Source organism: Stenotrophomonas maltophilia (assembly GCF_025642255.1).
GTDB classification, from domain to species: domain Bacteria; phylum Pseudomonadota; class Gammaproteobacteria; order Xanthomonadales; family Xanthomonadaceae; genus Stenotrophomonas; species Stenotrophomonas maltophilia_P.
The window spans coordinates 772,233-785,618 of sequence record NZ_CP106759.1 but is presented as its reverse complement, the minus strand read 5'-3'; the positions used below and the strand labels follow the sequence as shown (position 1 = coordinate 785,618).

Here is a 13,386-nt window from a genome sequence, read left to right as displayed (position 1 = left end):
TTACCTCGCTTCACGGGCCGGGCGCTGACGGTCACCACGGTCGCCGCGATCGTGACGATCGTTGCGCGACGGGGTGTCGTCCTGCTTTTCCTGGCCAACCTGGGAGAAATCGAAGACCTCGCCCTTGTAGATCCAGACCTTGATGCCGATGATGCCGTAGGTCGTCTTGGCTTCAGCGAAGCCATAGTCGATGTCGGCACGCAGGGTGTGCAGCGGCACGCGGCCTTCGCGGTACCACTCCGAACGGGCGATTTCAGCACCGTTGAGGCGGCCACCCACGTTGACCTTGATGCCCAGGGCACCCAGGCGCATCGCGTTGCCCACCGAGCGCTTCATTGCGCGGCGGAACATGATGCGACGCTCCAGCTGCTGGGCGATCGACTCGGCAACGAGCTGCGCGTCCAGTTCCGGCTTGCGCACTTCGGTGACGTTGATGTGCGCCGGAACGCCCATCATCTCGCTCACTTCCTTGCGCAGCTTCTCGATGTCCTCACCACGCTTGCCGATCACCACGCCCGGACGGGCGGTGTGGATCGTCACGCGCGCGGTCTTGGCCGGACGCTCGATCAGGATCTTGCTGATGCCGGCCTGAGCCAGCTTCTTGCGCAGCATTTCGCGAACTTTCAGGTCGGCTGCCAGGTAACCAGCGAACTCGGCCTTGTTGGCGTACCACTTGGAGTTCCAGTCCTTGGAAATACCGAGACGGATACCAATCGGATGAACTTTATGACCCATGGTCTTTTCCTTATCCGCTTACTTGCCGGCGCCCACAACCACAGTGATGTGGCTGGTGCGCTTGAGGATGCGGGTACCGCGGCCTTTCGCCCGCGCCATGAAACGCTTCAGGGTCGGACCTTCATCAACCATGATGGTCTGAACCTTCAGCTCGTCGACGTCGGCGCCCTGGTTGTTCTCGGCGTTGGCAATAGCCGACTCCACCACCTTCTTGATCAGGTGGGCAGCCTTCTTGTCCGAGAACTTCAGCAGATTGACCGCACGTTCGGCCGGCAGACCGCGCACCTGGTCAGCGACCAGGCGAGCCTTCTGCGGGGAGATGCGCGCAGTGCGCAGGATGGCTTTCGCTTCCATTGTCATCTCTCCTTACTTGCCCGACTTCTTGTCACCACCGTGACCCTTGAAGGTCCGGGTGATGGCAAATTCGCCGAGCTTGTGGCCGACCATGTTCTCGTTGACGAGAACCGGGATGTGGTTCTTGCCGTTATGCACGGCAATGGTGATGCCTACCATGTCAGGCAGGATCATCGAACGGCGCGACCAGGTCTTGATCGGCTTCTTGCTGCCCGCAGCGGCCTCCACCTTCTTGACGAGGTGGTGATCGACGAACGGGCCCTTCTTGAGTGAACGTGCCATGGTCGATTAGCCCCTACGATCGCGGACGATGAACTGCTGAGTGCGCTTGTTATGGCGCGTCTTGTAACCCTTGGTCGGGACACCCCACGGGGTGACCGGATGCGGGTTACCCTGGCCGGCCTTGGCCTCACCACCACCGTGCGGGTGGTCAACCGGGTTCATGGCAGCACCACGAACGGTCGGGCGGACGCCGCGCCAGCGCTTGGCACCGGCCTTGCCCAGCTTTTCCAGGCTGTGCTCGTCGTTGCCGACTTCGCCGATGGTGGCGCAGCACTCGACCGGAACCTTACGCATTTCACCCGAGCGCAGACGCAGGGTGGCGTAGACGCCTTCACGGGCGACCAGCTGCACGGCAGCACCTGCAGCGCGGGCGATCTGAGCGCCCTTGCCCGGCTTCAGCTCGATGCAGTGGATGGTGGTACCGACCGGGATGTTGCGCAGCGGCAGGGTGTTGCCCGCCTTGATCGGGGCATCCGAACCAGCGATCACCTGATCACCGGCCTTCAGGCCCTTCGGGGCGATGATGTAGCGACGCTCGCCGTCGACGTAGCACAGCAGGGCGATATGGGCGGTGCGGTTCGGATCGTATTCGATGCGTTCCACGCGCGCCGGGATGCCCAGCTTGTTGCGCTTGAAGTCGATGATGCGGTAGTGCTGCTTGTGGCCACCACCGACGTGACGGGTGGTGATGCGGCCGTGGTGGTTACGACCACCCGAGCGGCTCTGCGACTCGACCAGCGCAGCGTGCGGAGCACCCTTGTGCAGGTCGGGCGTAACCACGCGCACGGCCGAACGGCGGCCGGGGGAAGTGGGCTTGAATTTCATCAATGGCATGGGATGTACCTCAGGCCTTGGCCGTTACATCGATCGACTGGCCATCGGCCAGGCGAACGTACGCCTTGCGCCAATCGCCGCGGCGGCCAGCACGGTTACGGAAGGACTTGTTCTTGCCCTTGACGTTGACCACGTTGACGGCTTCGACCTTGACGTCGAACAGCTGCTCAACCGCGGCCTTTACATCGGCCTTGGTGGCTTCGTTCGAAACTTCGAAGACATACTGGTTGGAGAGTTCCTGCAGGCGCGCGGTCTTTTCGGAGACACGCGGGGCACGCAGCACGCTGAAGATTTTTTCGTTGCTGTTCATGCCAGCCACTCCTCGACCTTCTTGACCGCGTCAGCGGTGATGACGACCGTGTCGGCACCGACCAGCGACACCGGGTCCAGGCCCTGCACGTCACGCACCTGCACGTACGGCAGATTGCGGGCGGACAGGTACAGGTGCTCGGAGGCTTCCTCGGTGACGATCAGCGGGCGCTTGCCCACTTCCAGGCCGGCCAGCTTGGCGATCAGACCCTTCGTGCTGGTCGCTTCGACATCGAAGGCCTCCACGATGGTCAGACGGCCCTGACGGTTCAGCTCGGACAGGATCGCGCACATGGCGGCACGGTACTGCTTACGATTGACCTTCTGCTCGAAGCTGCGCGGCTTGGCCGCGAAGGTGACACCGCCGCCGACGAAGATCGGAGCCGTCAGTGCGCCATGACGCGCGCCGCCGCCCTTCTGCTTCTTCGACTTCTTGGTGGTACCAGCCACTTCGGAGCGAGTCTTCTGTGCCTTGGTGCCGGCGCGACCGGCGTTGCGGTAAGCAACGACGACCTGGTGGACCAGATCTTCGCTGAAATCGCGACCGAACACGGCGTCGGAGACCGAGACCTTGTTGTTGCTACCCGTGATAACGAGTTCCATCGTCATCTCTCCTTATGCCTTGCTCGCCGGACGGACGATCACATCGCCACCCGCCGCGCCAGGAACGGCGCCGCGAACCGCAATCAGACCGCGCTCGACGTCGACCTTGACCACTTCCAGGTTCTGGGTGCTCTGCTGCACCGCGCCCATGTGGCCCGACATCTTCTTGCCCGGGAAAACGCGACCCGGGGTCTGGCGCTGACCCAGCGAACCCGGCGCGCGATGCGACAGCGAGTTACCGTGGGTTGCATCGCCCATACGGAAGTTGTGGCGCTTGATGGTGCCCTGGAAACCCTTACCCTTGGTGACACCCTGGACGTCGACGATCTGGCCGACTTCGAAGATGTCCGCCTTGACTTCGCCGCCGACGGCGAAATCGCCGAGCTGCGCGTCTTCAACGCGGAATTCCCACAGGCCACGACCCGCTTCCACCTTCGCCTTGGCGAAGTGGCCGGCTTCCGGCTTGTTGACCAGGGCAGCGCGACGCGCGCCGACGGTCACCTGCACGGCGCTGTAGCCGTCGGTTTCGACGGTCTTGATCTGCGCGATGCGGTTCGGGGTGGCTTCGATCAGGGTCACCGGGATGGAACGACCATCTTCGGTGAACACGCGGCTCATGCCGGCCTTGCGGCCCACGAAGCCCAACGAATACTTCTTCGTCATGGTCGTAGTCCTCAGGTCAGCTTGATCTGAACGTCGACGCCGGCAGCCAGTTCGAGCTTCATCAGCGCGTCCACGGTCTTGTCATTCGGGTCAACGATATCGAGCACGCGCTTGTGCGTGCGGGTCTCGTACTGGTCACGCGCGTCCTTGTCGACGTGCGGGGAAACGAGAACGGTGTAACGCTCGATCTTGGTCGGCAGCGGGATCGGGCCACGCACTTGCGCGCCGGTCCGCTTTGCCGTTTCAACGATCTCGCTGGCCGAACGGTCGATCAGACGATGATCGAACGCTTTCAGCCGGATCCGGATCTTTTGGTCCGCCATGGCGGTAGGTTCCTTCGTTAAAAGAGCGACAGACAAAGCCTCTGGGTTGCTTTGCCCCATGAAATTCCTGCATACGGACGGCCCGCACTCCTGCAGGCCGACAAGGTCAATCCGTAGACCTCAAAAACGTAGGCAGACCAGTTTCCCGGCCTGCCCAGACGTAGAAGCATAATGGCACGCCAGGCAGCTGTCAACAGTCTCCTGTTGACGCCGCCTGAATGGCCTTGACCCTTCCTGGTCCGGGGAACACAAGGCACATCCTGTGCCTGCTTTCCCATTTTGATACGCCCCGATGCCCTACCCAGGCAACATCGGGGCGCAGAGTCTAACAGATTACTTGATGATCTTCGAGACCACGCCGGCGCCGACGGTGCGGCCACCTTCGCGGATGGCGAAGCGCAGGCCTTCGTCCATCGCGACCGGGTTGATCAGGGTCACGGTCATCTTGACGTTGTCACCCGGCATCACCATTTCCACGCCTTCCGGCAGCTTGGCAGCGCCGGTGATATCGGTGGTGCGGAAGTAGAACTGCGGGCGGTAGCCGTTGAAGAACGGGGTGTGACGGCCGCCCTCGTCCTTCGACAGCACGTACACTTCGCCTTCGAACTCGGTGTGCGGGGTGATCGAACCCGGCTTGGCCAGAACCTGGCCGCGCTCGACGTCGTCACGCTTGGTGCCGCGCAGCAGCAGACCGGCGTTGTCGCCTGCCTGGCCCTGGTCCAGCAGCTTGCGGAACATTTCCACGCCGGTCACGGTGGTCTTCTGGGTCGGACGGATACCGACGATTTCGATTTCGTCACCGACCTTGATCACGCCGCGCTCGATACGACCGGTCACCACGGTGCCGCGGCCCGAGATCGAGAACACGTCTTCCACCGGCATCAGGAACGGCTTGTCGATCGCACGCTCCGGCTCCGGAATCCAGGTGTCCAGCGCGTCGACCAGCTTCAGGATCGCCGGCACGCCGATCTCGCTCTGGTCGCCTTCCAGCGCCAGGCGGGCCGAACCCGAGATGATCGGGGTGTCGTCGCCCGGGAACTCGTACTTGCTCAGCAGTTCGCGCACTTCCATTTCGACCAGCTCGAGCAGCTCGGCGTCGTCGACCATGTCAGCCTTGTTCAGGAACACCACGATGTACGGCACGCCGACCTGACGCGACAGCAGGATGTGCTCGCGGGTCTGCGGCATCGGGCCGTCAGCGGCCGAGCACACCAGGATCGCGCCGTCCATCTGGGCGGCACCGGTGATCATGTTCTTGACGTAGTCAGCGTGGCCCGGGCAGTCAACGTGGGCGTAGTGACGGGTCGGGGATTCGTATTCGACGTGCGCGGTCGAGATCGTGATGCCACGAGCCTTTTCTTCCGGTGCGGCGTCGATGGCGTCATACGCCTTGAACTCGCCACCGAAGCGCTCGGCGCCGATCTTGGTCAGCGCGGCGGTCAGCGTGGTCTTGCCGTGGTCGACGTGACCGATGGTGCCGACGTTGACGTGCGGCTTGGTGCGCTCGAACTTACCCTTTGCCATTGTTATATACCTTGATTGTTCGTAAGTGGTTTCAAGAGAGGCTGAGCGAGGCTCAGCCCTTCTTCATGACGGCTTCGGCGATGTTGGTCGGAGCCGGCTCGTAGTGATCGAATTCCATGGTGAAGGTGGCGCGGCCCTGGGTCTGCGAACGCAGCGCAGTGGCGTAGCCGAACATTTCACCCAGCGGGATCATCGCGTTGATGATGCTGGCCGAACCGTCACCGGTGGTGTCGGAACCCTGCAGCACGCCGCGACGACGGCTGACGTCGCCCATCACGTCACCCTGGTAATCCTCCGGGGTCACGATCTCGACCTTCATGATCGGCTCCAGCAGCACCGGCTTGGCCTTGGCGAAGCCCTGCTTGAAGGCCATCGACGAAGCCAGCTTGAACGCCATTTCCGAGGAGTCGACGTCGTGGTACGAACCGAACACCAGCTTCACCTTGACGTCCACGACCGGGAAGCCAGCCAGCGGGCCGCTGGTGATGGTTTCGCGCAGGCCCTTCTCGACCGACGGAATGAATTCCTTCGGGATCACGCCGCCGGTGATGTCGTTGATGAACAGGAAGTCGTCCTTGATGGCCGGAGCCAGCTTCGGATCGGCACGGTCTTCAGCGGTGATCGGCGACAGCTCGATCACGACGTGACCGTACTGACCCTTACCACCGGACTGCTTGGCGTGCTTGTAGTCCGACTTGACGTCGGCCAGGGTGATCGTTTCGCGGTAGGCCACCTGCGGCGCACCGACGTTGGCTTCAACGTTGAACTCGCGCTTCAGGCGGTCGACGATGATGTCCAGGTGCAGCTCGCCCATGCCCGAGATGATGGTCTGGCCGGATTCTTCGTCGGTCTTGACGCGGAACGACGGATCTTCCTGAGCCAGACGACCCAGGGCCAGACCCATCTTTTCCTGGTCCGACTTGGTCTTCGGCTCGACGGCCATCGAGATCACCGGCTCCGGGAACGTCATGCGCTCCAGGATGATCGGGGCGTCCACGGCGCACAGGGTGTCACCGGTGGTGGTGTCCTTCAGGCCCACGGCCGCAGCGATGTCACCCGCCAGAACTTCCTTGATTTCCTCGCGGTTGTTCGAGTGCATCTGCAGGATGCGGCCGATGCGCTCCTTCTTGCCCTTCACCGAGTTCAGCACGGTGTCACCACCGTTCAGCGTGCCCGAGTAGACGCGGAAGAAGGTCAGCGCGCCGACGAACGGGTCGGTGATGATCTTGAAGGCCAGCGACGAGAACGGCGCCTTGTCATCCGACTTGCGGGTCATCTCGATGGTATCGTCGTCGACGTCCACGCCCTTCACGTCCGGCACATCGACCGGCGACGGCAGCAGCTGGATCACGCCGTCCAGCATGGCCTGCACGCCCTTGTTCTTGAACGCCGAGCCGCAGTACATCGGCACGATCTCGGTGGCCAGGGTGCGGGTACGCAGCGCGTTGATGATTTCAGCCTCGGCCAGCTCTTCGCCGCCCAGGTACTTCTCCATCAGCTCTTCGCTGGCTTCGGCAGCGGTCTCGACCATGAACTGGCGGGCTTCTTCAGCAGCCGCCTGCAGTTCAGCCGGGATGTCGCTGTACTCGAACTTCATGCCCTGCGAGGCTTCATCCCAGTGGATGGCCTTCATCTTCAGCAGGTCGACGACGCCCTTGAAGTTGTCTTCAGCGCCGATCGGCAGCTGCATCGGCACGGCAACCGCGCCCAGCTTGGCCTTCAGCTGGCCGACGACCTTCTGGAAGTTGGCACCGGTACGGTCCATCTTGTTGACGAACGCGATGCGCGGCACGTGGTACTTGTTGGCCTGGCGCCACACGGTTTCCGACTGCGGCTGCACGCCACCGACGGCACACAGCACGAACACCGCACCGTCGAGCACGCGCAGCGAGCGCTCCACTTCGATGGTGAAGTCGACGTGCCCGGGGGTGTCGATGATGTTGAAGCGATGCTCCGGCAGGGACTTGTCCATGCCCTTCCAGAACGCGGTGGTGGCAGCGGACTGGATCGTGATGCCACGCTCCTGCTCCTGCTCCATCCAGTCCATGGTGGCGGCGCCGTCATGCACTTCACCGATCTTGTGGCTCTTGCCGGTGTAGAACAGGATGCGCTCGGACGTGGTGGTCTTGCCGGCATCGATGTGAGCCATGATGCCGAAGTTACGGTAACGCTCGATGGGAGTGGAACGGGCCACGGGGAGCCTCTCAGATTTCTTGGATTTCGGATGGCCGAACGCCGCCTTTCGGCGGCCTTCGGGTTGGCGCAGTCCTTCTGGGACCGCGAGGCAGCACCTAGGTGGTGCTGCCCTGCCTGTTTTGCAAGGCCGTCAAACTCACCAGCGGTAGTGGGCGAATGCCTTGTTGGCTTCGGCCATGCGGTGGGTTTCTTCGCGCTTCTTGATGGCGCCACCACGGTTTTCCGAGGCGTCGATCAGTTCAGCAGCCAGCTTCTTCGGCATGGTGTTCTCACCACGCTTGCGCGCGGAGTCGATCAGCCAGCGCATGGCCAGAGCCATCTTGCGCGAGGCACGCACTTCGACCGGCACCTGGTAGGTGGCACCGCCGACGCGACGCGACTTGACTTCGACCGCCGGAGCGACGTTGTCCAGCGCCTTCTGCACCAGCTCGATGGCGTTGGCGCTGCTGTTCTTCTCGGTGATCACGTCCATGGCGCCGTACACGATCTTTTCGGCGACGGACTTCTTGCCGCTCTGCATGACCATGTTGATGAAGCGGGCGATGGTTTCGCTTCCGTGCTTCGGATCGGGCAGGACGGAACGCTGCGGAGTATTACCCTTACGCGACATAGTGCTCTCTCCTTAGGCCTTCGGACGCTTGGCGCCGTACTTGGAACGGGCCTGGCGACGCTTGGCAACGCCGGCGGCGTCGAGCGAGCCACGAACGGTGTGGTAACGCACACCCGGCAGGTCCTTGACGCGACCGCCGCGGATCAGGACCACGGAGTGCTCCTGCAGGTTGTGGCCTTCACCACCGATGTAGGAAATCACTTCTTCCTGGTTGGTCAGGCGGACCTTGGCAACCTTGCGAAGGGCCGAGTTCGGCTTCTTCGGAGTGGTGGTGTAGACACGGGTGCAGACGCCACGGCGCTGCGGGCACTTGTCGAGCGCCGGCGAGGCACTCTTGTAGGTGGTCGCTTGCCGCGGCTTGCGGACCAGCTGGTTGATCGTCGCCATCAGTAGGTTCTTCTGATTGGTGGCCGGAAAATCCGGCCAGAGATGCGGAAATGTTAAAGCAGGCCAAAATTCTGGCCTGCTGAGACAGACGATTGTAGCAACCTGCCAGGAACGACGTCAAACGCGTCCTGTCAAGCCCGTCCCTGATCCCGGAACGTTACTGGGGGGCCTCCATGTACCCCGTTCAGGTTCGACCGGCCCTCCACGGATGGAGCCGCCTGCCGCTACAGCCAGGTCGGACGGCCTGCGCCGCCCTGCCCTTCAAGCCCGCCCGGGCATGTCCCCGGGCGTTACCGCAAAGGTGGGTCCGGCCTTGCGGCCGGACCGGTCACCTCATTCCTCGCCCGCAGCCTGTTCGGTCTCGGCTTCCACTGCCGGAGCCTCGACCGCCGCCGGGGTGCCGGCCAGGGTCTGCATCTCCGACTCGGTGAGGCCGGACGCGCCACGACGGCGCTGGCTGTGGTACGCCAGACCGGTACCGGCCGGAATCAGACGGCCGACGATGACGTTTTCCTTCAGGCCACGCAGGTTGTCCGAGGTGCCGCGCACGGCCGCTTCGGTCAGCACGCGGGTGGTCTCCTGGAACGACGCCGCCGAGATGAACGACTCGGTGGCCAGCGAGGCCTTGGTGATGCCCAGCAGGACCGGATCGAACCGCGCCGGCAGCTCGTTGCGGGTCGACAGGCGGGCATTCTCCTCGATAACGCGCTGGCGTTCGACCTGCTCGCCGTTCAGGAACTTGCTGCTGCCCTGATCGGTGATCTCGACCTTGCGCAGCATCTGGCGGGTGATCACCTCGATGTGCTTGTCGTTGATCTTCACGCCCTGCAGGCGGTACACGTCCTGGATTTCCTTGACCAGGTAGGCCGCCAGCGGCTCGACACCCAGCAGGCGCAGGATGTCCTGCGGGCTCGGCTCGCCGTCCACGATGGTTTCACCCTTGGTGACATGCTCGCCTTCGAACACGATGACCTGGCGGTACTTCGGAATCAGCTCTTCGTGCTCCGAACCATCGGTGTCCTTGATGATCAGGCGCTGCTTGCCCTTGGTGTCCTTGCCGAAGCTGATGATGCCCGAACGCTCGGCCAGCACCGCCGGATCCTTCGGCTTGCGCGCTTCGAAGAGGTCGGCCACGCGCGGCAGACCACCGGTGATGTCGCGGGTCTTGGAGGCTTCCTGCGGGATCTTGGCGACGACGTCGCCCACGCCCACCGGGGCGCCATCCTGCAGGTTGACGATCGAGCGCGGCGGCAGCAGGTACTGCGCCGGCAGATCGGTGCCCGGGATCGACAGGTCGTTGCCCTTGGCGTCGACGATGCGCACGATCGGGCGCAGGTCCTTGGCCTGGGTACCACGACGCTTCGGATCGGTGATTTCGCGCGAGGCCAGGCCGGTCAGCTCGTCGGTCTTCTCGATGACGGTGATGCCGTCGACGAAGTCGATGAAGCGGATGAAGCCGGCCACTTCCGACACGATCGGGTGGTTATGCGGATCCCAGTTGGCCACGGTCTGGCCAGCCTTGATCGCATCGCCGTCCTTGGACGTGATGGTCGCACCGTACGGCAGCTTGTAACGCTCACGCTCACGGCCGTGGGCATCGAGCACCGAGATTTCGCCCGAGCGCGACACTGCCACCAGCGAGCCGTTGGCATGCTCGACCGACTTGAGGTTGCTGAACTTGACCGAGCCGGTGGTCTTGACGGTGATGTTGTCGACCGCAGCAGCTCGCGACGCCGCACCACCGATGTGGAAGGTACGCATGGTCAGCTGGGTACCCGGCTCACCGATGGACTGGGCGGCGATGACGCCGACCGCTTCACCGATGTTGACCAGATGGCCACGGGCCAGATCGCGGCCGTAGCAGCGAGCGCAGACACCGAAGGCCGATTCGCACGAAATCGTCGAACGCACCTTGATGCTCTGCACGCCGGCATCTTCCAGCTTGGCGACCCACTGCTCGTCCAGCAGGGTGTTGCGGGTGACGATCGGATCTTCGTCGTTGCCCGGCAGGAACACGTCCTCGGCAACCACGCGACCCAGCACGCGGTCCTTCAGCGGCTCGACCACGTCACCGCCTTCCACGATCGGGGTCATGATCAGGCCTTCGGTGGTACCGCAATCCACCTCGGTGATCACCACGTCCTGCGCCACGTCGACCAGTCGACGGGTCAGGTAACCCGAGTTCGCGGTCTTCAGCGCGGTATCGGCCAGACCCTTACGGGCACCGTGGGTGGAGTTGAAGTACTCCTGCACGTTCAGGCCTTCGCGGAAGTTCGCCTTGATGGGCGTCTCGATGATCGAGCCGTCCGGGCGGGCCATCAGGCCGCGCATGCCGGCCAGCTGACGGATCTGCGCCTGGCTGCCTCGTGCACCGGAGTCGGCCATGATGTACAGCGAGTTCATCGACTTCTGATCGATGGTCTCACCCTTGGCATTGACGACCTTCTCGGTACCGATGGTGTCCATCATCGCCTTGGCGATGCGCTCGTTGGTGCGCGACCAGATGTCGACCACCTTGTTGTAGCGCTCGCCAGCGGTGACCAGACCCGACTGGTACTGCTCCTGGATTTCCAGCACTTCGGCTTCGGCCTCGGTGAGGATGCCGCGCTTTTCGTCCGGGATCAGCATGTCGTCGATACCGATCGACACGCCGGCGCGGGTTGCGTAGGCGAAGCCGGTGTACATCAGCTTGTCGGCGAACACGACCGTGTCCTTCAGACCCAGCTGACGGTAGCTGGAGTTGATCAGGCGCGAGATGTTCTTCTTGGTCAGCTCGGTGTTGGCCAGCGCGAACGGCAAGCCTTCCGGCAGGATTTCAGCCAGCAGGGCGCGACCGATCGTGGTATCCACGATCGAGGTCTTGTTCTGCTTGTTGCCTTCCTCGTCGGTCACCACTTCGGTGATGCGGACCTTGACCTTGGCGTGCAGTTCCACCACGCGGTTGTCGTAGGCGCGCTTGACTTCAGCGATGTTGGCGAAGGCCATGCCCTCGCCCTTCTTGTTTTCCAGCGAGCGGGTCATGTAGTACAGACCCAGCACGACGTCCTGCGACGGCACGATGATCGGCTCGCCGTTGGCCGGCGACAGGATGTTGTTGGTCGACATCATCAGCGCACGCGCTTCCAGCTGGGCTTCCAGCGAGAGCGGCACGTGGACGGCCATCTGGTCACCGTCGAAGTCGGCGTTGAACGCGGTGCAGACCAGCGGATGCAGCTGGATGGCCTTGCCTTCGATCAGCACCGGCTCGAACGCCTGGATGCCCAGACGGTGCAGGGTCGGCGCGCGGTTCAGCATCACCGGATGCTCGCGGATGACCTCTTCCAGGATGTCCCAGACTTCGGCTTCTTCGCGCTCGACCAGCTTCTTGGCGGCCTTGATGGTGGTGGCCAGGCCACGACGCTGCAGCTTGGCGAACACGAACGGCTTGAACAGCTCCAGCGCCATCTTCTTCGGCAGGCCGCACTGGTGCAGGCGCAGGTACGGACCGACCACGATGACCGAACGGCCCGAGTAGTCCACGCGCTTGCCCAGCAGGTTCTGACGGAAGCGACCCTGCTTGCCCTTGATCATGTCGGCCAGCGACTTCAGCGGGCGCTTGTTGGTGCCGGTGATGGCACGGCCACGGCGACCGTTGTCCAGCAGCGCATCGACCGATTCCTGCAGCATGCGCTTTTCATTGCGCACGATGATGTCCGGCGCGCTCAGTTCGAGCAGGCGGCGCAGGCGGTTGTTGCGGTTGATGACGCGGCGGTACAGGTCGTTCAGGTCGGAGGTCGCGAAGCGGCCACCGTCCAGCGGCACCAGCGGACGCAGGTCCGGCGGCAGCACCGGCAGCACGGTCATCACCATCCATTCCGGACGGTTGCCCGACTCCAGGAAGGCCTCGATCAGCTTGATGCGCTTGGTCAGTCGCTTCAGCTTGGTTTCCGAACCGGTCGCGGCGATCTCCTCGCGCAGGCGGGTCATCTCCGACTGCAGGTCGATCGTGCGCAGCAGTTCGTACACGGCCTCGGCGCCCATGGCGGCGTCGAAGTCGTCACCGTGCTCCTGGCGGGCCTGCAGGTACTGTTCTTCGGTCAGCAGCTGGCGGCGCTCCAGGGCGGTCAGGCCCGGCTCGGTCACCACGTAGGCTTCGAAGTACAGCACGCGCTCGATGTCGCGCAGGGTCATGTCCAGCATCAGGCCGATGCGCGACGGCAGCGACTTGAGGAACCAGATGTGCGCGACCGGCGAGGCCAGGTCGATGTGGCCCATGCGCTCGCGGCGCACCTTGGCCAGGGTCACTTCAGTGCCGCACTTCTCGCAGACCACGCCGCGGTGCTTCATGCGCTTGTACTTGCCGCACAGGCACTCGTAGTCCTTGACCGGGCCGAAGATGGCGGCGCAGAACAGGCCGTCGCGTTCCGGCTTGAAGGTACGGTAGTTGATGGTTTCCGGCTTCTTCACTTCGCCGAAGGACCACGAGCGGATCAGGTCCGGCGAAGCCAGCGCGATCTTGATCGCGTCGAAGTCCAGCGTCTGGCGCTGCTGGTTGAAGAGATTGAGCAGGTCTTTCATGGTGTTCTC

Annotated in this window: 13 protein-coding genes; all 13 read right to left on the bottom strand. The window is 63.3% G+C overall.

Annotation, left to right across the window (positions count from 1 at the left end):
* The 13 genes from rpsC to rpoC all read right to left on the bottom strand — a co-directional run bounded on the left by rpsC (position 1) and on the right by rpoC (position 13,377).
* Positions 1–735: a 30S ribosomal protein S3 gene (gene rpsC, locus N8888_RS03545; protein WP_004145350.1), complete on the bottom strand. Its 735-nt coding sequence runs from the start codon at positions 733–735 to the stop codon at positions 1–3.
* Positions 736–753: 18 nt separating this feature from the next.
* Entirely contained in the window at positions 754–1,089 is a 336-nt protein-coding gene (gene rplV, locus N8888_RS03540; RefSeq protein ID WP_080375339.1) for a 50S ribosomal protein L22, read from the bottom strand.
* A gap of 12 nt (positions 1,090–1,101) precedes the next feature.
* Positions 1,102–1,371: a 30S ribosomal protein S19 gene (rpsS, locus tag N8888_RS03535; protein WP_005415413.1), complete on the bottom strand. Its 270-nt coding sequence runs from the start codon at positions 1,369–1,371 to the stop codon at positions 1,102–1,104.
* Between the two features lie 6 nt (positions 1,372–1,377).
* Complete coding sequence (rplB, locus tag N8888_RS03530) at positions 1,378–2,205, bottom strand: 50S ribosomal protein L2 (protein ID WP_065182869.1); 828 nt, start codon at positions 2,203–2,205, stop codon at positions 1,378–1,380.
* Positions 2,206–2,215: 10 nt separating this feature from the next.
* Positions 2,216–2,515, bottom strand: a complete 300-nt coding sequence (gene rplW, locus N8888_RS03525) for a 50S ribosomal protein L23 (RefSeq protein ID WP_004145338.1) — start codon at positions 2,513–2,515, stop codon at positions 2,216–2,218.
* Complete coding sequence (rplD, locus tag N8888_RS03520; protein ID WP_053519740.1) at positions 2,512–3,117, bottom strand: 50S ribosomal protein L4; 606 nt, start codon at positions 3,115–3,117, stop codon at positions 2,512–2,514. The genes rplW and rplD overlap by 4 nt, the downstream gene beginning before the upstream one ends.
* A gap of 12 nt (positions 3,118–3,129) precedes the next feature.
* Positions 3,130–3,780: a 50S ribosomal protein L3 gene (gene rplC / locus N8888_RS03515; protein ID WP_004145336.1), complete on the bottom strand. Its 651-nt coding sequence runs from the start codon at positions 3,778–3,780 to the stop codon at positions 3,130–3,132.
* A gap of 11 nt (positions 3,781–3,791) precedes the next feature.
* Positions 3,792–4,103: a 30S ribosomal protein S10 gene (gene rpsJ, locus N8888_RS03510; RefSeq protein ID WP_005408208.1), complete on the bottom strand. Its 312-nt coding sequence runs from the start codon at positions 4,101–4,103 to the stop codon at positions 3,792–3,794.
* A gap of 333 nt (positions 4,104–4,436) precedes the next feature.
* Complete coding sequence (tuf, locus tag N8888_RS03505; RefSeq protein ID WP_065176003.1) at positions 4,437–5,627, bottom strand: elongation factor Tu; 1,191 nt, start codon at positions 5,625–5,627, stop codon at positions 4,437–4,439.
* A 52-nt stretch (positions 5,628–5,679) separates the two neighbouring features.
* Positions 5,680–7,821 (bottom strand): elongation factor G, encoded by a 2,142-nt coding sequence (gene fusA, locus N8888_RS03500; RefSeq protein WP_263177616.1) that lies wholly within the window; start codon positions 7,819–7,821, stop codon positions 5,680–5,682.
* A gap of 138 nt (positions 7,822–7,959) precedes the next feature.
* On the bottom strand, positions 7,960–8,433 hold the full coding sequence (gene rpsG / locus N8888_RS03495; protein ID WP_053519957.1) for a 30S ribosomal protein S7: 474 nt from the start codon (positions 8,431–8,433) through the stop codon (positions 7,960–7,962).
* Positions 8,434–8,445: 12 nt separating this feature from the next.
* Positions 8,446–8,820, bottom strand: a complete 375-nt coding sequence (gene rpsL, locus N8888_RS03490) for a 30S ribosomal protein S12 (protein WP_004145320.1) — start codon at positions 8,818–8,820, stop codon at positions 8,446–8,448.
* 333 nt (positions 8,821–9,153) lie between these two features.
* Positions 9,154–13,377, bottom strand: a complete 4,224-nt coding sequence (gene rpoC, locus N8888_RS03485; protein ID WP_053519956.1) for a DNA-directed RNA polymerase subunit beta' — start codon at positions 13,375–13,377, stop codon at positions 9,154–9,156.
* Between the last annotated feature and the right edge of the window lie 9 nt (positions 13,378–13,386).

Excerpts from the sequence above, each read along its gene's own strand:
- rpsC (WP_004145350.1), bottom strand. The coding sequence starts at position 735 with ATGGGTCATAAAGTTCATCCGATTGGTATCCGTCTCGGTATTTCCAAG.
- rplV (WP_080375339.1), bottom strand. The coding sequence starts at position 1,089 with ATGGAAGCGAAAGCCATCCTGCGCACTGCGCGCATCTCCCCGCAGAAG.
- rpsS (WP_005415413.1), bottom strand. The coding sequence starts at position 1,371 with ATGGCACGTTCACTCAAGAAGGGCCCGTTCGTCGATCACCACCTCGTC.
- rplB (WP_065182869.1), bottom strand. The coding sequence starts at position 2,205 with ATGCCATTGATGAAATTCAAGCCCACTTCCCCCGGCCGCCGTTCGGCC.
- rplW (WP_004145338.1), bottom strand. The coding sequence starts at position 2,515 with ATGAACAGCAACGAAAAAATCTTCAGCGTGCTGCGTGCCCCGCGTGTC.
- rplD (WP_053519740.1), bottom strand. The coding sequence starts at position 3,117 with ATGGAACTCGTTATCACGGGTAGCAACAACAAGGTCTCGGTCTCCGAC.
- rplC (WP_004145336.1), bottom strand. The coding sequence starts at position 3,780 with ATGACGAAGAAGTATTCGTTGGGCTTCGTGGGCCGCAAGGCCGGCATG.
- rpsJ (WP_005408208.1), bottom strand. The coding sequence starts at position 4,103 with ATGGCGGACCAAAAGATCCGGATCCGGCTGAAAGCGTTCGATCATCGT.
- tuf (WP_065176003.1), bottom strand. The coding sequence starts at position 5,627 with ATGGCAAAGGGTAAGTTCGAGCGCACCAAGCCGCACGTCAACGTCGGC.
- rpsG (WP_053519957.1), bottom strand. The coding sequence starts at position 8,433 with ATGTCGCGTAAGGGTAATACTCCGCAGCGTTCCGTCCTGCCCGATCCG.
- rpsL (WP_004145320.1), bottom strand. The coding sequence starts at position 8,820 with ATGGCGACGATCAACCAGCTGGTCCGCAAGCCGCGGCAAGCGACCACC.
- rpoC (WP_053519956.1), bottom strand. The coding sequence starts at position 13,377 with ATGAAAGACCTGCTCAATCTCTTCAACCAGCAGCGCCAGACGCTGGAC.